This window comes from Azospirillum agricola (genome assembly GCF_020005195.1).
In the GTDB taxonomy this organism is placed as follows: Bacteria; Pseudomonadota; Alphaproteobacteria; order Azospirillales; family Azospirillaceae; genus Azospirillum; species Azospirillum agricola.
Map to the genome: position 1 here is coordinate 476,121 of NZ_JAIFZR010000007.1, position 22,036 is coordinate 498,156.

A 22,036-nucleotide genomic window follows, 5' to 3' on the forward strand; every position below is an offset into this window, starting at 1 on the left:
AAAAACGCATAAATCTATAGAAAAATAGGAATTAACAGCAAAAATTTTTCGTCATTACGAGAGGGGCGACCGAAAAACCAATTTACGAAATAGGGAAATCGGTTCAATAATGCTGGTATTGGTGTGAAATATGCGCCGACAGCGCGTTCGCATCGGCGAACCGGCCCGTCCGCCCGCCCCATGGCCGGGCTGTGGCCTCAAAGGAAGGAGAGGACAGGATGCGAGGCTCGAACGACATCGATCTGATGGTGACCGCCTCCCTGATGCCGACGCCCGATGGACTGCTGCTGCTGGCGGCGCTCGACGGGAGCGCTCCGCCCAGCGGTGGAAGCAACCGTGTTTATCGAGCTTGAACTATGCCCTTGGAGCAGCCGCCCACCCCTGTTTAGCTCCTGCCTGCCTCGGTATCGAGTTGGAGGACAGAGACCAAGTTGAAGGTCGGGACTGCTCGCCGGCCAGCCACTTCCGTATGTCGGTTCAGCGCCAGAAGCAGACAAGGTAAGCTCTGAACGACTACGAGATTTTTCCAGAAAACGGTCAGACAAGCTGTGTGTTCAAAACCTATCGTCAATGTAGGTTAGCAGACGGCCTCCAGGAGCGGTCAAACCGCCGGATTGCGAACAGTGATCGTCATCTCCCTTTTGTATATTCTGCCGTACCCTTTCCTGAGTGGAATGTGACTGTGGTCGCTATGATCTTTTTGCGTGCAATGGCATGCAAATGTCATCCGCCTTGGGGCAGGGTGAGAAGGACGAACCACTTTGAAGGGGCTTGGAGATGGCGATCATCGTTGGAACCTTGGGGAATGATGTTTTCAATGGTAGCAATGGCGCCGATACAATTTCCGGCGAAGCAGGGAACGATTTTATTGATGGCGGTGGTGGCGACGATCTTCTGATTGGCGGTAAGTATATGTTTGCCCCTGCAATCAAAGTATCTGGTCACTTTGGTACTCAGGCAGGTTGGAGTTCCCAAGAGGCAACTCCGCGAATGCTCGGCGATGTAAATGGTGATGGCCGGGATGATCTGGTGGCTTTCGGCAGCCGCACCTGGGTGGCTCTTGGCAACGCTGACGGAACCTTCTCATCGACCTACATTCAAGCTTCATCTTATTTTGGAGCTGATGTGGGTTGGACCTCACAGAACGCGAATCCAAGGATGTTGGGCGACATCAATGGCGATGGCCGGGATGATCTGGTGGCCTTCGGTAGTCGGGCATGGGTAGCGTTGGGTGTTGCGAATGGGACATTCTCCTCCACATTTATACAGGCTTCCACATACTTTGGAACGGATGTCGCCTGGACTTCGCAGAACGCAAATCCTCGCATACTTGGCGATGTGAATGGCGATGGCCGGGATGATCTGGTGGCTTTCGGCAGCCGCACCTGGGTGGCTCTTGGCAACGCTGACGGAACGTTCTCGTCAACCTTCATACAGGCGTCTTCCCTATTTGGTACAGATATGGGTTGGACCTCCTTCGATACTACACCGCGCATGCTCGGTGATGTGAATGGTGATGGCCGGGATGATCTGGTGGCTTTTGGCAGTCGTACCTGGGTGGTGCTTGGAAATGCCGATGGAACCTTTTCTTCCACACTGATCGATGCGTCGCCTTTGTTCGGATCGGAGACCGGCTTTACCTACCAAAACACGGGCCCACGGATGCTCGGCGACGTAAATGGGGATGGTCGGGCCGATATCGTGGCGTTCGGAACCAGAACCTGGGTGGCTTTGGGGCGCACAGACGGGACATTTGAGTCCTTCTTTGACGCTTCGTCGTATTATGGCACGGAGTCCGGTTGGACCACTCAGTCCACGATGCCTAGGCTATTGGGAGACATCAACGGGGATGGCCTGTCCGACATTGTCGGCTTCGCCAGCGATGGTGTCTATGTTTCGTTGGCGACGACCGATGCCGATACGCTTAGGGGGGGTGAAGGAAACGACACTCTCCAAGGAGGGCCGGGAGGCGACGTGCTTGACGGAGGCGCCGGTACGGACTTTGCCTCCTACGCCGGTACGTTCGCAAGCGTCCATGTCGATTTGGCTCTGGGTGTTGGTACTGCGGGCGATGCCAGAGGAGATATCCTCATTGGAATCGAGAACCTGGAAGGTGGAAGCGCAGACGACATCCTTAAGGGTGATGGGAACGACAATCTGCTCAAGGGCGCTGATGGCGCAGATGTGCTCGATGGGCGAGGTGGGAATGATACGCTCGACGGTGGGGTCGGTGCTGACACACTCATCGGCGGCAGTGGTAATGATATCTATATCGTCGATCAGACAGGGGATTTGGTGATCGAGAATATCGCTGAAGGCATCGACGAAATCAGAACCACTCTTTTTGTCTACACGCTCGGCTCGAACCTTGAGATTTTAACCTATACCGGTTCCAGCAATTTCTCCGGTATCGGCAATGATGGCGATAACATTATCAACGGCGGCAACGGAGCCGACACACTAAACGGCGGACTTGGCATCGACACGCTCGTCGGCGGTGATGGTAACGACACCTATATAATCGATCATACTAACGATCAGATCATTGAAGGTGTTGGTGGCGGCGTGGACACCGTGCGGGTAGCTGCAAACGTGTATGGGCTCAACCCAAATATTGAGAGCCTGACATTTATTGGTAGCGGAAACTTTTTTGGAACCGGAAACGCGTCCGCGAACACGATCATTGGGGGAACAGCTGCCGACACCCTCGACGGCGGAGCTGGGGCTGACACATTGATTGGGGGAGCCGGAAACGATGTCTATGCCGTAGACGATCTCGGGGACGTGGTAATCGAACTGGCCGGTGAGGGCATCGACGAGGTACGCACCACGCTGGCTAGCTACACCCTGGCCGCCAACGTCGAGAACCTGACCTTCATCGGTTCGGGGGCCTTCACCGGTACAGGCAACGGATTGGCCAATGTCATTCAGGGCGGTACGGGCAACGACACGCTGGACGGCGGTGCCGGGACCGACACCCTGCGCGGCGGTGCCGGCAACGACACCTATCTCGTGAGCGACGCCGCAGACTTCATCGTCGAGAACGCCGGCGAAGGAACCGACGAAGTGCGCACCGGTCTGACCAGCTACACCCTGGCGGCCAATGTCGAGAACCTCGTCTACACCGGCGGTGCCGCCTTCATCGCCACCGGCAACACCGGCAACAACCTCATCACCGGCGGAGCGGGCAACGACAGCCTGACCGGCGACGCCGGCAACGATACACTGGACGGCGGAACCGGGGCAGACACGCTGGTCGGCGGCACCGGCAACGACACCTACATCGTCGACAATACGGGCGACGTCATCACCGAACTGGCCGGTCAGGGCACCGACACGGTGCGCACCGGCCTCGCCAGCTACACGCTGGGGGCCAATGTCGAGAACCTCGTCTTCACCGGCTCCGGCCCCGTCACTTTCACCGGCAACGCCCTGAACAACAGCCTGGCCGGCGGAGCGGGAGCCGATCTTCTGAGCGGGCTGGACGGCAACGACACACTGAACGGTGGGGCCGGGGCCGATACCCTGATCGGCGGTACTGGCAACGACACCTACGTCGTCGACAACATCGGCGACGTTTTGGTCGAACTGCCCGGCGAGGGCACCGACACCGTGCAGAGTTCGATCAGCCATACCCTGCTGGCCGACTTCGAAAACCTGACGCTGACCGGCTCCGCTGCCATCGCCGGAACCGGCAACGCGGCCAACAACCTGCTGACCGGCAACGGCGCCGCCAACGTGCTGAGCGGGCTGGCCGGTGACGACACGCTCAACGGCGGCGGTGGGGCCGACACGCTGGTCGGTGGAACGGGCAACGACCTTTACGTTGTCGACAACGCCGGCGACAGCGTCGTCGAACTGGCCGACGAAGGGACCGATACAGTGAACGCCTCGGTGTCCTGGATGCTCGGCGCCAACGTCGAGAATCTGACGCTGACCGGCTCGGGCGCGATCAACGCCACCGGCAATGACCTGGGCAACGTTCTCACTGGCAACAGCGGCGCCAATGTGCTCGACGGTGGGCTGGGCGCGGACAACATGGCCGGCGGGGCGGGCGACGACGTCTACATCGTCGACGATGCCGGCGATTTGGTGACGGAACTGGCCGGCCAGGGCACGGACGAGGTGCGCACCAGCCTGTCGGTCTACGCGCTGGGCGCCAACGTCGAACGGATGACCTACACCGGCGGCGGCTCGTTCAGCGGTGCCGGCAACGGCCTGGACAATCTCCTGACGGGCGGGGCGGGTGACGACACGTTGATCGGTGGCGCCGGAAACGACACCCTAGCTGGCGGACTGGGCACGGACAGCCTGGCCGGTGGGCTTGGCGATGATGTCTATCTGGTCGACGGCGCGGGTGGGCAGGTCATCGAGCTTGCTGGGGAAGGTTGGGACGAGGTGCGCACCGGCCTGTCCTCCTACAGCCTGACCGCCAATGTCGAGGCGCTGACCTTCTCTGGAGCCGGCACCTTTGCCGGAACCGGCAACGACCTCGACAACCGGCTGGTGGGTGGCATCGGCAGCGACACGCTCAGCGGTGGTTCCGGGACGGACACGCTTGATGGCGGTGCTGGAGGTGACCTTCTGATCGGCGGTTTCGGCGATGACCTCTACATCGTCGACAGCCCGGACGACCAGATCGTCGAACTGCTTGGCGAGGGCATCGACGAGGTCCGGACCGCCTTGGCCGGCTACACCCTGACCGATGGGGTCGAGATCCTCACCTACACCGGTTTGGGTTCCTTCAGTGGGGACGGCAACGGGCTGGACAACCGGCTGCAAGGCGGGGCGGGGGCCGACACGCTTGACGGCGGAGCCGGCAACGACACGCTGATCGGTGGCCTCGGCGATGATGTCTACCGGATCGACAGCGTTGGCGACGTGGTGGTCGAAACGGCCGATGGAGGCATCGACGAGGTGCGAACGACGCTGTCGGTCTTCACGTTGGGCGACAACGTCGAGCGGTTGCTGCTGCAAGGCGGTGCCGGTCTCGGGATCGGCAACATGCTGGACAATGCCCTGGTCGGTGGATCGGGGAACGACAGCCTGGAGGGCTGGTTCGGCAACGACACGCTGTCCGGCGGCCTGGGCGACGACCTTCTGACTGGCGGCGAGGGGGCCGATCTGTTCGTCTTCGCCACCGGCGACGGCCAGGACCTCATCACCGATTTCGATGCCCTGCTGGGCGATCGGATCGGGGTGGCGGCCGACCGGACCTACACCGTGACCAGCGACATCAACGGCGATGCGCGCATCGTCTTCGGCACCTCGGATGCTCTGACCCTGGCTGGTGTTCAGGCCTCCGCGGTGTCGGCGTCCTGGTTTGTGACTGTGTGAACCTCTGGTGGGGGAGGCAAAAATGCCTTCCCCGCTTCTCCATCATCCGGGCAGCATACCGTTACGAGAGTCGCATATCATACGCCGGGCATGTCCGCTTTGGGTCAGATTCGGACGTTCGAGACTGCCTCGAAAGCGAGAGCTGAACCGGTGGTGCTCCGCGTCAAGGCGGGCGCGGACGCGCCCCCGCCCTGCGGGCGGCTTCGGCCTTGACCCGTCCGCGCCGCCGGTTCGCTGTGTTCGGCATCGGTCGGTGGCGAGCGCCGACCGTCGGCCTTTTACGCGGGCTTGGCTTCCCAGTTGGCTCCCTTGGCGAGCATGGCGTTGAGGCGGACGATCAGTTTGCGCATGCAGGCGGCCAAGGCGACTTTCGGCGGCTTTCCCCGTCCGATCAGACCCTGATAGAAGTCGGCGATGACGCCCTTGGCATGGGTGGCGGCGGACAGGGTTGCCAGATACAGCGCACGGTGGACGTCGGCACGCCCGCCAGCGATGTGGCGTTGGCCGCGCAAGGTGCCGCTGTCGCGATCGAAGGGCGCGACGCCGACCAGGGCGGCGATCTTTTCCCCGGAAATTCGGCCCAGCTCTGGAAGCAGGACGGCCAGCGTCACCGCCGTCACCGGACCGATGCCCGGGGCGGTCTGGAGGTTCTGCACCGTTTTGGACAAGGACGACAGGGCCTTGGTCGCCTGGGCGATGGCGGCGTCCAGGGTGGCGATCTCCCGCGCCAGATGCTCGACCGCGTTGGTCAGCGCCTCCCGGGCGGCGGCTGGGGCATGGAGGCTGCCCTTGCCGAGGTCGGCGCGCTTGTCGACGAGCAGGCGGCGTGCCTTGATCAGGCCGGCCAACTCCTCGCGGGCCGGATCGGCCGGGAGCAGCGGTTCCGCCGTCTGGGTGGCGGTGAACTCGGCGATCACCGCCGCGTCGAGGCGGTCGTTCTTGGCTCGCCGCCCCTTGGCTTTGGCAAAATGGCGGACCCGCGCCGGATCGAAGACCCGGACCGACACTCCCGCCGCGCGCAGTGCGTTCCGGATCGGCCGCTCATAGCCACCGCTGGCTTCCAGGCCGGCCACCCCGATCGCCCGTTCCGCGATCCAGGCCACCAGCTCCTGATGTCCCTCTGGCGTGTTGGCCACCCGATGCTGGCCGGCGCCGGGGAACACGCCAACATCCAGAAAATCCTTGCCGCAGTCGATCCCCACAGCTCGTTCGGGTTCCGGCATCCTCGTGATCCTTCCTTGTGATGCGAGCTCGGGCTCAAGCAACCGTTCGGACTTGCAAGGATGGTTGGCCGCCCTCAAGCTTTCGCGCGGCCTCAAGGCCATGGGAGCGACGGGGTCGGTCAACCCGGACGGACCGGTCGCCACCGACCGTCCGGGCTTCAATATGGACCGGAGCCGTCATACAAGGGAGCAGGACGGCGGCCCCGACGCCACCGGTCTGGCGCTGCTGCTCGGCGGCGCGACGCTGGTGCTCGGGTTGCTGGCGATGTTGCCGGCTGGGATGGCGTGATCTGGTCCCGCTGTCTGCCTCTGCTCCCTAGAGTCTGTCTGATTTAAGTAGGATCGTATCCTGCATGTCGGATATATGCGGCGCACTCGTGAGGCTGGAAGTGCTCCAGCAGGTTTCCGATGCGCCGCCATACGGCTTCGATCGTCCTTTCCTCGGCTTTCCGGACCAAGGTTTTGAGCTTTGCGAACATCATCTCGATGGGATTGAGATCAGGACTGTAGGGCGGCAGGAAGAGCAGATGGGCGCCGACATTCCGTATGGCGTTGCGCGCCGCGGCTCCTTTGTGACTGCCCAGGTTGTCGAGAACGACGACATCGCCCGGTGCCAGGGTGGGCACCAGGAATTGCTCGACCCAGGCCGTAAACATGGTCCCGTTGATCGGCCCATCCAGGACCAGAGGAGCCACGATCCTGTCGTGACGCAGGCCTGCCAGGAAAGTCAGCGTCTTCCAATGGCCGTGGGGAACTTTGGCGAGGTAAGGCTGGCCCTGCGCACACCAACCCCGGGTGCGGGTCATGTTGGTCTTCACCCAGGTCTCGTCGATGAAGACCAGGCGCTTGGGATCGATCTTATGCTGGTGGGCTTTCCAGCGCGCTCGGAAGCGAGCCAGCTTCGTCCCATCCTGCTCCTTGGCCAGCAGCGTTTTTTTTGAAGCTGAGGCCCAACCGGCGCACGCATCGCCAGACGGTGTCCGGCGTCACCACTGTGCCGCGTTCCGCCAACTCCGCCGTCAGCGCCCGGATCGTCAGGTCGCCCTTCTCAGCCAGCCGCTCGCGCAGCCAATCCACCGCCTCCGGCCCCAGCACGAAGGGACGATGACCGCCCATCTTGCCCGGCTCAAGCCCTTGTCCGGCACGTTGCTTCTGACCGATCCGCACTGCCGTCGCAACTGAGACGCTGAACTGCTGCGCCACCGCGCGGGTCGTCAGGCCACTCGCCAACGCCGCCGCAATCCGCTCACGAAGATCCAGAGACAACGGACGTGCCATCAGGGTTGATCTCCCAAATCAGTCAACCCGTTGAATCACACATCCGCTCCCTCGGGAATCCCCATCTCCGATTCAGACACAAACAGACAGACTCTAGGAAGAGGACGAGGGTTTGCGGACGTAGAAACGGGCGGCGTGGCGGCAAATGCACCGCAATCGGCTGTCCTCGGCATCTGAGCCATCGCTGGCCCGGCCCGGCCCGGCCCGGCCCGGCTTGGCCCAGCCCTGGCCCCGGCCTGCGGCCGCTTCATGGCCGAGGCGGTGCCGGAAAGGGCTTCTGGTTGTCGGACGGGAAAGCCGGTGTGACCTTGGGCGCGCTCACCGCCCCGTCGGTGCGTGGAGCATCGCCAGGGAGGGCGTGGCGGCGCGTTCCATGGCGCTGGCCCATTCGGTCATCGTGACGAAGCGGACCCCCTGCCGCTTGCCGTTCTCCAGGATGCCGGGCAGCGCCTCGACCGAGGCGGCCTTCGTGCTGTGCATCAGGACGACGGCGCCCGGCGCCAGCCTTTCCTGGACCCGGCTTGCGATCGCGTCGGGCCCAAGCCCTTTCCAGTCCTGGGAATCGGCGGTCCACAGCACCGTCCGCAGCCCATGGGCCTGCGCCTGCGCGGTGACGGCGGCATCGAAATCGCCGTAGGGCGGCCGGAACCACGCCGGATGGATGCCCATGCCGGCCAGGGCCGCGTTGGGCTTCGCCAAATTCCAGTCACGCTGCCCGGCCGTGAGATCGGTCATCAGCGGATGGGTCTGGCTGTGGCTGCCGATCTCGTTGCCGGACGCGGCCATCGCCAAAACGATGTCCGGGTGCCTGGCGATCTTGCCGCCGATGCAGAAGAAGGTCGCCTTCGCCTCGTGCTGCCGCAGGATCTCGAGGATGCGGAGGTCGTTCGGGTCGGGGCCGTCGTCGATGGTCAGCGCGACCACGCGGGCCTCGGGCGACGTCAGGTCGACCTGTCCAAGGTCCAGCGGCGAGCCGGGGATCAGGTGCTCGGTCGCGAAGGGGGCGGCTCCATGGGTGGCGGCGTGGCTTCGCTGCCGGGCGGCGACGGGAAACGGGGCCAGCGACAGGGCGAGGGAGGCGCCCAGGACGGCGCGGCGGCTGATCCCCATCATCCGCGCAAGCCGCAGCGTGCAAGGCGATCCGGCGCAGGGCGGATCGTTCCAAAGGAAGGCATTCTGGTGCGTCCGCCCCGAAACAGCGATCAGAGGGCGCAAGCTTTGACCGGGCAGGCGATCGCGGGCAAAGGCTATCGCGCTTCCGAGGTTTTTTCCGTGCCAAGGCGTGCGCTTTCGGCAACGGCATGCACCGGACGGGCCATGCCGGCGTGCGTTCAGTCCATCGCGGCCTCGCCGTCGGTGAAGGGTGGATGCTCGGGGCCGTCGGCTGGATCTTCGACAGGCCCCGATGTCGCCCGGACGCGACGCCGGCTCTCGGGAAATTCAACGCGGAAATTGGCGTGGCGAACGGGAGACCTTCGCAGGTTGGTGGATTCTTGAACAAGGACAATTATCAGGCTAGCCTTCCGCGCAAACAGCACGGCTGCGAGGCGAAGCGCCCGGACAGGGCGCCATGTCCCGGGAGGGTGTCATGCGCGGTGAGGACACGGACTTCATCCATCGCCTGCTGAGGCGGCGGCCCGAACTGGAATCCGATGTGAAGCGGAAGCTCGCCAGCCGCCAGGGCGGCGGGCCGGAGGGGATCGAGAGCGCCGCCGTGGCGCCGGAAACGGTGGAGGACGCCCTCCGCCGCGCGGACATGGCGGCCATCGAGACGATCGTGTCCGAACAGCGCCCGGTCTTCTTCGCCGCCAGGGACGCCGCGGGGCAGCCGCGGATCGACCGCGAGAACGCCGCCATCCGTGGCGCGGAAGCGCGGTTCCTCAAGGACAGGCTGGTCGAACGGGAGGCCGTGGTCGCGCCGCTGCTCGACCGGATCGGCCGGATCGACGTGGAGGGGATCGCCGGGATGCCCTATGTGGGAACCGGCTGGATGATCGATGACGGCATCGTCGTCACCAACCGCCATGTGGCCGAGGTGATCGCGCGGCGTTCGGGCCAGGGCTACAGCTTCCGCATGGGCGCCTTCGGGCGGCCGGTCACCCTGTCCTTCGCGACCGGCCATCTCCACCGGGACGACAACCCCGGCCTGTCGGTCCCGGTCGCCAGCGTGCTCTACATCGAGCCGGAGGACAGCGATGTGGACATCGCCTTCCTGAAGCTGTCCGCACGCCCGGAAATCGGCACGCTCTCGTTCCTGCCGATCCTGCGCGGCGGCGTGCCCGAGACGGAACCGCTCTGCGTGCTCGGCTATCCCGCGAAGGCACCGCCCCGGATCATCCCCGACCAGGCGCTGATGCGGGATCTCTACCGCGACGTCTACGACGTGAAGCGCGTGGCGCCCGGTTTCGTCGCCCGGCAGGAGCCGCGTCTGATCACCCACGACTGCACCACGCTCGGTGGGAACTCCGGCTCGGCCCTGGTCGTCATGTCCACCGGCGAGGTTGCCGGACTGCATTTCGCCGGCATCTATCTCAGGGAGAACCAGGCGGTCCCGGCCAGTCTGCTCCACGACTATCGCGAGCGCCGCCGCTGGCTGCGCCCGCCGTCGGTCGAGGCGCGGACCGGCCGGGGGCCGGCGACGACCGCCACCGCGCCGGCCACCACCACCATCACCATCACCGTCGCGGATGGGCGGATCGATGTCGCCGTCGCCGCCGGTGCCGGCCTCGGCGGGGCCACCGGCGGCGCTCCGCCGGCCTCGGCCGTGGAGGCGGCCGCCGCGGCCTTTCTGCGCGAAGGCCCGCGCACGCTGGTCGCCGCCCGTGTCGGCTACCCGGAGGATGGGCAAGGCGACGGCGGCGCCCCGCTCATCGTGGCCTCGGTCCGGCAGAGCCAGCTCGTCGAATCGCGGGACTGGCCGGACAGCTTCCGGGGGGTTCCTGTCCGCTACGAGGCGGCGACGCTGTCCGAACAGTGGGACGCGCGCGCCACGGACGAGGCCGTGACCGACATCGCCTACGACGACGACGCCCGGCGTGGGCCTGAGTTCCGGCTCGAACCGGTCACCGAGGAGATGACCGTCCGCGCGCATCTCAGCCCGGAGCACGGTCTGGAGGAATTCGAGAATTTTCTGGCGGGCGCGGGCGCCCGCCTCGACGCGGCGATGTACGAGGCCCAGGGGACCAGGATCGCCGAGGGGATCGAGGGCGTCCTGGTCCGGGGTGTCGAGGTGGAACTCACCATCGACCGGAGGTCGGCGCCGAAAGAGCCCGGAGAAGACGCCGGAGAAGACACCGGCCGGGATGCGGGCGATCCGCTGACCGCCCCGGTGAGCGCGGAGTTCGCGCGCTGGGGCAGGGAGGGATGCAGGTTCCGATACCGGGTGGTGCCGTCCGGGGCCGGCGGCCTTGTCGCGTCGGCGTACCACATCAAGGTGACGGTGCGGGACGACGACCGGTTCTGGCTGTCCTCCGGCAACTGGAAGAACGGCAGCAGCCTGCCCCCCGTGGACGAGGCCATGCGCGTCAGGGCGACGGAGACCGACCTGCCGGGCAACCGTGACTGGCATGTGGTGGCGGCGAGCCCCACCCTGTCGGAGAGGTTCCGCAGCCACATCCGCCAGGATCACCAGCGGTCCGGGGAGCCGGCCGGGCGCGAGGCGGCCGCTTCGCGGCTCCTGGTCCTGGTTCCGGCCGCGACGGAGGCCGTCGAGGAACGGCGGCCGCCGAGCCGCGTGCTTCCCCCGCTGGAGGTGTCCGGCCGCATCAGGGCGCACCCGCTGCTCACGCCCGACCGTGGCGGCCGGATCTACAGCGACGCGGTGCTCGACCTGATCCGCTCGGCCCGGCGGACGCTGCTGTTCCAGATCCCCTACATCGGCATGCGGGGGGATCCGGCGGTCCACCGCGGCAACATCGACGAACTGATCGATGCACTGACCGAGAAGCTGCTGACGCTGGACGACGCGCGGGTCCTCCTGCGGGCCGGGAACAGCCGCTTCTCCGACAACCGGCACGTCGCCTGGTACCTCCGTTCCAAGGGGGTCGACACGGACCGGTGCCTGCGCGCGATCGAGAACCACCACGCCAAGGGGATGGTCGTCGACGGGGAGCGTGTGCTGGTCGGCAGCCACAACTGGAGTTCACAGGGGGTCAGCGTCAACCGCGACGCCTCGGTCATCTTCCACGACCGGCGGATCGCCGGCTATTTCGCCGAGGCGTTCGAGATCGACTGGGACCGTTCGAACCGGGTCCCGGTCAAGCGCTTCGTCCGGGAGATGCCGGAGATCCTGTCCTTCGTCGGCGAGGCCGCCTCCCCGCCGTCCGGCTTCGCGCTGCGGCCGCTGGACGAGGCGATGGGCGATGCGATGAACGGGGACGCCGCCGGCTGACCGGCCGGGCGCAGCACCAACCGTGGAACGGGTGAGGGGACGCATGGAGGGGGACACCGATGCCGCGCTGAGCCAGTCGCTGCGGCAGATCAGCATCGTCAGGGCGCCGTCCGGCCTGGAGGGGGCGGGCCCGCCCGCGCGTTTCCTGATCGTCCGCCCCCAGGGTGGCCGGGAGGAGGCCGAACGCCGGCTCGCCGCCCTGTTTCCGGACGAGCCGCACGCGGTCTCGGTCATCGACGAGGACCGTTTCGTGCTGGTGTTTCCCAACCGCAGCTTCCCGCCCGTCCCCTCCGACGGGATCGCCGCCGCGCTCGGCGAGCGGCTGGCGGACGCGCTCGACGCGCCGGTCGCCGAGCCCGACCTGCCGCGCTTCGCCACGCCGGCGATGCCGGACCGGACGCCCGGCCTGGAATCGGTCGATGATTTCCCGCCCGGCTGCTGGGTTCCGGAGGAGTCCGAACTGGAGGCGACGCCGCTGTGGGCGCTCGACGCCATGAAGGTCCGCGCGGCGTGGCGGCTGTCCCAGCGGATGGGGCGGCCCGCCATGGGCAGCGGGATCGTCGTGGCGCAGCCCGACACCGGAATCACCGCCCATGTCCAACTCGCGGACGTCCGCCTGGCCGGGGCCTTCAACACGCTGGGGGATGGCCCGCTCGACGGCGCCGCCGACCCGCTCGACGACGCGTTCGGCCAGAATCCGGGCCATGGCACGGCCACCGCCAGCGTCCTGGTCAGCCCGGCCCACGGCGATTCGGACAAGCTGGTCGGCAGCGCGCCGCTCGCCAGCCACATGCCGATCCGGGCGCTGCGCAGCGTCTGGCTGCACGAGGAGCTGCCCCTCGCCGCGGCGGTGGATCTCGCCGTCGAGAAAGGCGCGCATGTCGTCACCATGTCCTTCGGCGGGGTCGCGCTGCCCTTCTCGCCGCTGCGGGCGGCCATCCGCCGCGCGGTGGCCAGGAACGTCATCGTGATGGCGGCGGCGGGCAACTGCGTCGGTCTCGTGGTCTACCCTGCCCGCTTCTCCGAATGCCTCGCCATCGGCGGCACCGATTCGCGGGACGGCAAATGGCCGGGCTCCTGCTCGGGCAGCGCGGTCGCCGTCTCCGCCCCGGCGCAGAACGTGCCGCGGGCGTCGATCAAGCCACGGCCCGCCGGTTCGGTCGGCCAGGGGCAGGGCACCAGCTTCGCGGTGGCGCTCACCGCCGGCGTTGCGGCCTGCTGGCTCGCGCATCACGGCCGCGACCGGCTGATCCGCGAGGCGGCGGCGCGTGGCGAGACGTTGCAGACCATGTTCCGCCGGCTGGTCCGCGCCTCGGCGCGGCGGCCCGCCGGCTGGGACGCGACGGCGATGGGAGCCGGAATCGTCGATGCGGAGGCGCTGCTCGCCGCGCCCTTCGACCTCGGCCTCGGCACCGAATCGCCGGGCTTCGAGGCGGAGGCCCGCGCGCCGGCCGACGAGATGCGCGGCTTCCTGACCGAGCTGCTCGGCGAGGATCCGGGGCTCGACGACGGCCCTCTGCTCCGTCACGGCGCGGCGCTCGGCTCGGCGCTGCTCGCCCGCCGGCTCGATCCGGACGCCCCGCTGCCCATCGCCGCGGATCTCGTCGCCCGGCTCGGCGGTCCGGTCGCGGCCCGGCTGGGGGTTGGCGCGGCCATGCCGGCGACCCGCAGGACCGATGCCGACGCCCGCGACGCCCAGGCCGAGCGGGTCGGGCGCCTGCGCCAAATCCTCGCCTTCGGCAAGGCGACGGCGGGCGGCGGCGGATCGGTCGAATCGGCGGCCGGCGGCGGGGCGCGGGAACTGCCGGCCCCCGACGAGTTGTCGGCCCGCCTCGACGCCCTGCTCGGGCGTCCGGACGACCGCTCCCCCGCCGAGCGCGCGGACTTCGAAAAGGCGATCGGGTTGATCCGGCGCCATGGCACCAGCGGCCTCGCCAGGCTGCACGATCCGCTGGCCGTGGTGCCGCCGACGGAACTCGCCGCCATCGAGGCGGTGGTCAAGGCGGACGGTTCGCGGCCGAGCCTGCTGGTCCGCAACGGCGCCATCGACGAGACCCATCCGATGATCGGGGGCTGGAGCAACCGTCTGACGGCCCTGCGCGAGCCGATCCGGACGCGCGCCGCCCTGTGCGGCCGCATCCAGCCGACCAACGGCCACGCCAACCGCTATTGCGGCACCGGCATCCTGGTGGATTCCAAGGGGCCCTGGGTGCTCAGCAACTTCCACGTTCTCCAGCAGGCGCTGCAAAGCTACCCGGTGTTTTCGGTCAAGACCGAGCGGGGGCTGCGCATCGTCCGCGGCCTGGAGATCGATTTCCTCGGCGAGTCCGGCAACGCCGAGCGGGACCGCTGGTCGATCGAGGAGGCGGTGTTCCCCAACGGGGCCGGCGAGAGCTTCGGTTGGATCGACGCGGTTCTCCTGCGCCTCGGCAGATCGCTCGATGGCCGGGGGCTTCCGGAGCAGGAGCCGAAGCGGATCGCCTTCTCCCCGGATCCGGATCTGGCGGCGGGGGCGTTGCCGCTGCTGGGCGTTCTCGGCTTCCCCAACCGTCCACCGGCGACCGAGGGCACGGTGGACGGCATCGACTGGGGCTGGGTCGTCGGGCAGCTGTTCGACGGCCGCTTCGGCCTGAAGCGCTTCGCCCCCGGCGAGTTCTACCGGGCAGTCGGCAGCCACGAGAGGGACCGGGAGACCCGCTACGCCTTCGGCCATGACGTGACCACGTTGCGCGGCTCGTCCGGTTCCCTCGTCTTCAGCCTCACCGGGGCCGGGAATCCCGCCTTCGGCCTCCACTTCGCCGGCTACGACAACGATTCGAACTTCGCCCTCACGACCGAGGCCCTGGGGCGCGGGTTCGAAGGACGCGGCGTGGGTTTTCCATGAGCGACGCGGCCGTCGCGGTGGAGGGCGCCGGCGCGCCGGGACCGGATTTTCCGGATGGGGCGTTGCTTCTCGCGCGCTGGATCCGCCTGTCCGAGGAGACGGCGCAGACCCTGTACATCGAGCTGCGGCGCTCGCGGCCCGGTCTGGTTGAACTCCAGACCGCGCTGCGGGGCGCCGCGGACCTGGGGAGCATCGCGGATGTCCGGGTGCGGAACATCCTGGCGCTGTGCCATGCGGCCGACAACGCCGGCGAGCTTCCGCGCTACTGCTCGATGATCGCGGCCCAGGAACGGGCGAGAGGTCGCCCCGCCGATGAGATCAGGGAGATCGTCGGCCGGGTGGGGCATCCCGGCGAGCCGCAGGGGGTGGTCAACCGCGCGCGCGGTGTCGCCGATCCGTCCCTGTTCGGCACCCTGGATCTGATCACCAGGGCGATCGGCTATGTCGAGGTCGTCAATGGCGGCCGGCGCAGCGTGATCGGCACGGCGCTGCTCGTTCGCCGCGATCTGGTCATCACCTGCGCCCATGTCGCCTTCGACCCCCGGCCCATCGGCAGCGAGATCGTCACCGGACCGCCGCCACACGACATCCATCGGATTTGCTTTCCCCGGACGCAGGGGGCGCAGGAGGCGCGCCTGCACCGCAACCAGCCTTTGCTGGAGTACAGCAACGCGCATATGATCGGCATCCAGAAGCTCGACCGGTTCGTGGACGCCGCGGCGCTGCGCCGTCTGGATTTCGCGCTGCTCCGTCTGGACCGGGCGATCCAGGGGGTCGAGCCGATCGACATCCAGCACCCGATCCCGGCGAGGTTCAGCGGGCTGTCCTTCGTCATCGGTTTTCCCGGCTCCGCCAACCCATGCTTTGACGCCGACACGATCATTCGCGACGAACGGGTCGGTGGCCGCCTGATCCACATGATGAACACCGTCGAGGGCATGAGCGGCGGCTGCGTGATCAATCAGAACGGCGTGCCGATCGGGCTGCACGAGGGCTCGATCCCGCTGCTCGACGAGGCGGGGAACCCGCGGACGGACCACGACGGCGTCGGGGTCGTCGAGAACCGGGCGATCCTGCTCGGCGCGATCTCGTCCCATCTCGACAGGCTTCCCGCCAACCCCCTGCGCTCGGCCGAACGGTCGCTTGGCATCGTCATCCACGACGAGGCGCTCGTCACCCGCCTCGGACGGCGGGGCGCGCAGCTGCTCAACAGCCCCGAGGCGCAGCCGGGATGGGAGAAGCTCGTCCGCGAGATCACGGCCGCCAAGGACGGCGTGCCGTGGACGGCCCACCCCTGGTTCGCCGGGGACGGCACGCGCAAGGAACTGGAGCGCTGGTTCATGGCGGCGGCCGATGCCGCCGGGACAAGGAGCCGTGTGGCCTTCGTCGGAGGCGACCGCGGCTGCGGCAAGACCTTCACCATCGACGTGCTGAAGCGTCTGGTGGCGGAGCCCGACGCCGATGTGATCCGCGTCGCCTGGACCGAAGGCGACAGCACGCTGGCGACCCTCGCCCGTTGCGCGGCCGAAACGCTGCCGCCGGCGACCGGGACGCGGACCGCCGACGGCCATGTGCGGTACGAGGATGTTCCGAATCTCGTGGCGGCGCTCTCCCGGTACGGCGGGGTGGACCGGGTGACGGGACGTCCCGACCGGCCGCTCTTCATCGCCATCGACGCCGGCGACGGCACCGGGTCGGTCACCGAGCCCGAAGGCTGGATCGACGCCGTCGTCGCCCTGTCCCGCCAGCCCTGGGCCCGCCTTCTGCTGTGCGGGCTGCCCGCCGACCTGAAGGACCGGGTGGAGAGAGCGCTTCCACGCGAGGCGGAGTACAGGACCTTCGTGCTCGAGCATGTGAGGCCTTGGGACATAGTGGATTTCCTCGAGAAATTCGGCATGGCGGCCGAAGCGGACCAGACCGCCGCGGCGGCCGAGGCGGCCTTCGGCGCCAGCCGCCTGCCTGTGGAGAAAAAGCCGTTGACCACGACGTTCGCCGCGCTGTTCGCGATCGGCTGGCACCGTGGCCTGCTGCCGGAGCACAGCGAAGCCCTGGGAGACGGCCGATGATCAGCATGACGAGCCTGCTCGCTGCGTCCAGGGACGTCCAGCCCGACACGGTGGCCACGGCGGCGGCCGAGTTGCGTCTCGCGCTCGCCCTGCGCGGCTGGGTCGACCCGATGCGCTTCATGCCGGCCGGCGTGCCGGAGGAGCTTCACAGCGCCGTGCTCGACGCGGTTGCGCCGGACGTCCAGACCTCCTGGAAGTCGCATCCGGGCTGCTGGTTCCTGCGCGACCAGGAGCGGCGGCATCGGCTGACGACCAGCGGGGCGGACGCGCTGGAGCGGGCTTTCCAGGCGCGGGATGCGGCCGACCGGCGCGACCCGGTGCGGCGGGCCCTGGCCCTGCGCCGGCGGCCGATCCCCCGGGATTTGTCGAGGCTGTCCACCGAGATCCTCACCGCGCTCGGCAGCACGCTGTCGTGGTTGGACGCCGCGCCTCCGGATGGGGGCGGGAACTCCTTCTGGGCCCGCGAAGCCGACCGCAGCGGCGTGCAGGAGCGGCTGGCGGCGACCCTCGCGCGCCGGCGCCGGCTCGCCGACGTGGAGCGGATGACGGCGCGGCCGCTGCGTGGACGCGGGGAGGCGCTGAGCGGGCTGGTCGAGTGGGCGACCGGGGGGCCGGGCGGGGGCGGGCGGTTCCTCTATCTGTCGGGCGTCGGCGGCGCCGGCAAGTCGACGGTGTTCGCCTATCTGGAGAAGGTTCTCGCGGATTCGCCGGCGAGACCGCTGCTCGTCCACATGGATTGCGACAGGCCCGGCTTCGACCCGATGGACCCGATCGCGCTCGACCTCGCGCTGTTCCGGCAACTGGCCGTGGCGGCGCCGGAGCACGCGCCGGCGCTGATGGGAACGGTGCAGACCCTGGCCTCGGTCACGGCGGGCACCGACCGCGACTATGGCGGGACGGTCCGCGGAGGGCGGCGCGGCGGCCGCCTCCGCAAGGCCGAGGAGGATGAGGCGGTCCAGTCCTTCGTTGGGTTGGAGGCGGCGGTTTCCCAGAAGCTCTCGCAGCGCGATTCGGTGTCCTTCGACATCCTGTCGCTTCTTGGCGGCCGCAGCGTCGTCCTGCTGTTCGACACCGCGGAACTGATGCTCGCGCGCGGCCGGGCGGCGGGGCCTGTGGGGGCGGCGACGGCGGCGACGGCGGACTGGATCGCCTCGCTGCGCACGCTGATGAACGGCGCCGACGTCCGGGTCCTGATGGCCGGGCGCAATCCGCCGCAGGCGCCCGAGGTGGAGGCTTTCGTCGGGCGGATGCGGGAGCATGGCTGGATGGTCGGCGAGCCGGTGGAGCTCGGCGCGCTGGAGCCGCCGGACGCCGCCGCCGTGCTCGGCGACCTCGGGGTGGCCGATGCCGCCGCCGCCCGCGCGGCCGCGGTCCTGCCGCGGACCCCGCTGATTCTCAAGATCGCCGCCGATGTCTACGGCATCGGCGGTCCGGTGCGTCAGGAGTTCATGGAACAGCTCGACCGGGAGGTGATCGATCCGCAGGTGGTGCGCCGCTACCTGACCGAACGGATCGTCAACCATCTCGCGTCGCCGGCGGCCCGCTCCTATGCCCTCGCGGCCATGGTGCTGCCCCGTGTCACCGTGCCGTCGCTGGCCGGGGTCGTTCTTCCGGTGGTCGACGCGGCGACCGGGGGCGCCGCCGGGCAGGGTTCGCCGCGGCAACGGGGCAAGGCGGTCTTCCAGGGGCTGAGCGACGCCGGATGGCTGGTGCGCCTGGAGCCGGACGGCCGCAGCCTGACCTTCCATCCCGAGATCCGCCGTCTCGGCCTGGAGTTGATGCAGAGCGATCCGGGTCTCAAGCGCCTGCTTGAGGACGTGCGGCGGGCCGCGCTGGCGTGGCACCGGGGCAGGCGGGGGCGGCCGGACGCCACCTTCCGTGCCTATTACGAGGCGGTGCTCGGCGGGGCGACGGCCGGCTGGCGTTGGACCGACGCCAGGCTCGGCCTGCTCGGCCCCGCCGTGGAGGATCTGCCGGAGACCATCCTGCCGGCCTCGCCCGGCTGGACCCTTGGCGTTCCGGCGGCCCGCCCATCGAACCGGACATGGCGGACCTATGTCGAGGGCTGGGGCGTTCGGGATGGCGAGGGGGAGCGGCTGGTGAGGCGCGGGCGCGCCGAGGAGGCCCTGGAGCTTTATCGCTTCGAGCCCACCCGCCCGCGGGGCCTGCCCCCGACCTTCGTGTTGCAGGCCCTGGCCGACGCCGGGCATTTCCGGGCCACCGAGGTGGATACCGAGGGGGTTACGGAAGAGATCCGGATGGAAATGGACCGCAGCAACGGCTCGTTGCCGAACATGCTGCGCTCGCGGCTGTACTGGCTCGTCCGCTACACGCTGCTCGGACGGCCCGGCCCCTTGCCGGATCCCCTCCATGCCGTGCTGAAAGAGGCGGCGTGGCGCTTTTCCGGATCGGGGCCGGTGCTGCTGTTTCCGGCGATCGCCGCGGTCGCAGAGGCCTTCGCGCCCGGACGCGGACCGATCGCGCCCGACCGGTGGTTCCGCATCCGTGGCGCCATCGAGTCCGAAACACGGATGTTCCTGGTCCATCACCTGCACTTCGGCCGTGAGGCGATGTGGTGGCCGCATCTCGACGCCCTCTTCGTGCCGCAGCCCGATTGGCCGGACGTCGCCGGCGGTCAGGTGGGGAGGGATCCCTGGGAGCGTTTCGCCAGACTGGCGGGATGGTTCTTCACGGAGCGGCTCCATGTCCGCTCCGTGCACTCGCTTGTCGAGTTCGGCGGCGTTCTCCGGGAGATGCGCGAGCCGGTGCGGATCTCGATCGATCACCGGACGGAGCCGGATGGCGCCGTCGCCCTGCTGCGGGGGATGACGACGGAGTTCCACCGGCCGCTGCGGGCGGCGGTCACCCGATGCGCCGGTGCCTCCGATGAACTGCGGGCCCGGCTGATCGAGGCGGCGGACCATGTGCTGCTTCGCCTGCCGTTCCGTCCGAAGGAACTCACCGACGGTGAATGGCGCCGGCGCGTCGACCGCGACTTCGGGGCGGCGTTCGGCCTGCTGATTCCCTTCGTGGATCGGGCGCGGCGTCTGCCGCGCTTTTGCGAAAATCTGCGGTGGGTGGCGGGCGATGATCCGGATGGGGCGGATCTCGCGCTGGTGGCGGATAGCTTCCTGGCGTGGGACAGGGCGATCTGCCGCGGGATGACCTCCGAATGGCCTTGCCCGCCTGCTTAGGGAGCGCGGGACCCAGCCGATTCCGGCGGGCGTGTCCTTCAGCCCGTCTCCGGCCGGGGCACCCCCGGCTGGTTGAACAGGTAGGGCACGAAGCTGCGGTGGTGCTCGTTCACCCGCAACTCGCTGCCAATCGGCGGAAAGGCGCGCTGCTGGCAGTCCGTGCGTTCGCACAGGCGGCAGTTGACCCCGATCGGAACGGCGGCCTTCATGTCGGCAATGTCGATGCCGGCGGCGTAGACCAGTTCCGGCGCGTGGCTCGCCTCGCAGCCGAGCCCGACGGCGAACTGGCGCGACGGCTTCAGATAGGCGCCGCCGCGCTTGGTCACCGTGCGGGCGATGCTGATGTAGGTGGCGCGGTCGGGCATCTGGGCGAACTGCACCAGGATCTTGCCGGGCTGGGCAAAGGCCTCGTGGACGTTCCACAGCGGGCAGGCGCCGCCGAAGCGCGCGAAGTGGAAGCGGGTCGCCGAGTGCCGCTTGGTGATGTTGCCGGCCATGTCGACCCGCACGAAGTAGAAGGGCAGGCCGCGCGCGCCCGGCCGCTGCAAGGTGGACAGCCGGTGGCAGACCTGCTCGAAGCTGGCGGAGAAGCGGCTTTGCAGCTGCTCGACGTCGTGGCGCAGCGCGCGGGCCTGCGCCGCGAAGGCGCGGTAGGGCAGCACCAGCGCCCCGGCGAAATAGTTCGCCAGCCCGACCCGGCAGATCGAGCGGGCGTCGTCGCTGGAGAATTTCGCCTGTTCGACCAGCGTCTCGATGACGTCGCCGTATCCCAGCAGCGCGATCTGGTTGGCCATGTGGAAGGCGCGGCTCGGCCCGTTCAGCAGCGCCGACAGGCGCAGCGTGCCGGTCGAGGCGTCGTAGCTGCGCATCGCCGTGTCGCCGGCCTCGTCGGCGACGATCTTCACCCGCACGTCGTGGCGGCGCTTCAGGTAGGCGGCCAGTTCGTTGAGCAGCGAGCCGGAATGGATCTTTTCCGTGTTCCACAGCGCCTCGGCCGCCTCGTCGAGCGGGCCGATGTAGTTGTTGCAGTAGTGGAAATAGTCCCGCACCTCCTCGTAGGGGAATTGCGGGCCGGCGAAGCTGTCGCCCTGCTCCTGGTTCGACAGGCTGTCGGCCAGCGACTGCACCCGCTCGTGCAGTTTTTGATAGGCTTGATGGAGGCTGAGGACCCGGCGGGCCAGCTCCGGGCTGGATCCCACCGCGCTGCGCAGCTCCGCCGCCGTCAGCGGCGCCCCGGCGAAGAGCGGGTCGGCCAGCGCCTCGCGCAGGTCGGCGACCAGCCGGCTGTCCTCGTCCTCCAGGAAGCTGGACAGCTCGACCTCGAACATGGCGGAGACCCGCATCAGCACCGGCAGGGTCAGCGGGCGCTGGTTGTTCTCCAGCTGGTTCAGGTAGCTGGGTGACAGCTCCAGCGCCTTGGCCAGCGTCGCCTGCGTCAGGCCGCGCTGCTCGCGCAGGCGGCGCAGCTTGTAGCCGAGGAACAGTTTCTTCTGCGCGCCCATGGGATCCTTCCGCCGCAACCCGCCGGCCCAGAGCAACCGACTTCGCAATCTTGGCAAAGCGCGAGCCCCGTTTGCAAAGGCATTCGCAACTTCGCACGTTTTTGCGAAGAGCTGTTTGAACGCCTGCGAAGTTTGTGAATAATCCGCGACGGTCCGGTGAGG

11 protein-coding genes are annotated in these 22,036 nt (G+C 68.1%); 7 read left to right on the forward strand and 4 right to left on the reverse strand.

Annotated features, from left to right (window positions below):
- Nucleotides 1-218 precede the first annotated feature (218 nt).
- Both JN22_RS35080 and JN22_RS32110 read left to right on the forward strand, forming a co-directional pair.
- The gene (locus tag JN22_RS35080) at nt 219-353 is read left to right on the forward strand and encodes a hypothetical protein (protein WP_263301203.1); all 135 of its coding nucleotides are present in this window, start codon (nt 219-221) and stop codon (nt 351-353) included.
- Nucleotides 354-777: 424 nt separating this feature from the next.
- Nucleotides 778-5,337, forward strand: coding sequence for a beta strand repeat-containing protein (locus JN22_RS32110; RefSeq protein ID WP_085557954.1), 4,560 nt, complete (start codon nt 778-780; stop codon nt 5,335-5,337).
- 278 nt (nt 5,338-5,615) lie between these two features.
- Here JN22_RS32110 and JN22_RS32115 read toward each other — a convergent pair whose 3' ends face one another.
- Entirely contained in the window at nt 5,616-6,560 is a 945-nt protein-coding gene (locus JN22_RS32115; RefSeq protein ID WP_085557955.1) for an IS110 family transposase, read from the reverse strand.
- Between the two features lie 64 nt (nt 6,561-6,624).
- On the opposite strand from JN22_RS32115, the gene JN22_RS32120 reads away from it, so the two are divergent.
- Entirely contained in the window at nt 6,625-6,849 is a 225-nt protein-coding gene (locus tag JN22_RS32120; protein ID WP_085557956.1) for a hypothetical protein, read from the forward strand.
- Nucleotides 6,850-6,892: 43 nt separating this feature from the next.
- On the opposite strand, the gene JN22_RS32125 is transcribed toward JN22_RS32120, so the two are convergent.
- Nucleotides 6,893-7,838 (reverse strand): IS630 family transposase gene (locus JN22_RS32125; protein WP_143268068.1). Its coding sequence is split into 2 segments (ribosomal slippage): nt 6,893-7,498 and nt 7,500-7,838, totalling 945 coding nucleotides; the frame shifts between segments, so codons are not numbered across the junction.
- 318 nt (nt 7,839-8,156) lie between these two features.
- Nucleotides 8,157-8,951, reverse strand: a complete 795-nt coding sequence (locus JN22_RS32130) for a polysaccharide deacetylase family protein (RefSeq protein ID WP_085557957.1) — start codon at nt 8,949-8,951, stop codon at nt 8,157-8,159.
- Between the two features lie 475 nt (nt 8,952-9,426).
- On the opposite strand from JN22_RS32130, the gene JN22_RS32135 reads away from it, so the two are divergent.
- From JN22_RS32135 to JN22_RS32150, 4 genes are read left to right on the forward strand one after another with little or no spacing between them, the layout of a single operon-like run.
- The gene (locus JN22_RS32135) at nt 9,427-12,228 is read left to right on the forward strand and encodes a phospholipase D-like domain-containing protein (RefSeq protein WP_179166331.1); all 2,802 of its coding nucleotides are present in this window, start codon (nt 9,427-9,429) and stop codon (nt 12,226-12,228) included.
- Between the two features lie 43 nt (nt 12,229-12,271).
- A complete protein-coding gene (locus tag JN22_RS32140) occupies nt 12,272-15,112 on the forward strand; it encodes a S8 family peptidase (protein ID WP_085557959.1) in 2,841 nt (946 codons plus the stop codon).
- Nucleotides 15,109-17,178, forward strand: coding sequence for a trypsin-like peptidase domain-containing protein (locus JN22_RS32145; RefSeq protein WP_085557960.1), 2,070 nt, complete (start codon nt 15,109-15,111; stop codon nt 17,176-17,178). The genes JN22_RS32140 and JN22_RS32145 overlap by 4 nt, the downstream gene beginning before the upstream one ends.
- A complete protein-coding gene (locus JN22_RS32150; protein WP_085557961.1) occupies nt 17,175-20,372 on the forward strand; it encodes a hypothetical protein in 3,198 nt (1,065 codons plus the stop codon). The genes JN22_RS32145 and JN22_RS32150 overlap by 4 nt, the downstream gene beginning before the upstream one ends.
- Before the next feature lie 38 nt (nt 20,373-20,410).
- Here JN22_RS32150 and JN22_RS32155 read toward each other — a convergent pair whose 3' ends face one another.
- A complete protein-coding gene (locus JN22_RS32155) occupies nt 20,411-21,874 on the reverse strand; it encodes a helix-turn-helix domain-containing protein (RefSeq protein ID WP_085557962.1) in 1,464 nt (487 codons plus the stop codon).
- Nucleotides 21,875-22,036 lie beyond the last annotated feature (162 nt).

What these genes read in the sequence shown, in the direction of transcription:
- JN22_RS35080 (WP_263301203.1), top strand. Translation starts at nt 219, where the DNA reads ATGCGAGGCTCGAACGACATCGATCTGATGGTGACCGCCTCCCTGATG.
- JN22_RS32110 (WP_085557954.1), top strand. Translation starts at nt 778, where the DNA reads ATGGCGATCATCGTTGGAACCTTGGGGAATGATGTTTTCAATGGTAGC.
- JN22_RS32115 (WP_085557955.1), bottom strand. Translation starts at nt 6,560, where the DNA reads ATGCCGGAACCCGAACGAGCTGTGGGGATCGACTGCGGCAAGGATTTT.
- JN22_RS32130 (WP_085557957.1), bottom strand. Translation starts at nt 8,951, where the DNA reads ATGATGGGGATCAGCCGCCGCGCCGTCCTGGGCGCCTCCCTCGCCCTG.
- JN22_RS32135 (WP_179166331.1), top strand. Translation starts at nt 9,427, where the DNA reads ATGCGCGGTGAGGACACGGACTTCATCCATCGCCTGCTGAGGCGGCGG.
- JN22_RS32140 (WP_085557959.1), top strand. Translation starts at nt 12,272, where the DNA reads ATGGAGGGGGACACCGATGCCGCGCTGAGCCAGTCGCTGCGGCAGATC.
- JN22_RS32145 (WP_085557960.1), top strand. Translation starts at nt 15,109, where the DNA reads ATGAGCGACGCGGCCGTCGCGGTGGAGGGCGCCGGCGCGCCGGGACCG.
- JN22_RS32150 (WP_085557961.1), top strand. Translation starts at nt 17,175, where the DNA reads ATGATCAGCATGACGAGCCTGCTCGCTGCGTCCAGGGACGTCCAGCCC.
- JN22_RS32155 (WP_085557962.1), bottom strand. Translation starts at nt 21,874, where the DNA reads ATGGGCGCGCAGAAGAAACTGTTCCTCGGCTACAAGCTGCGCCGCCTG.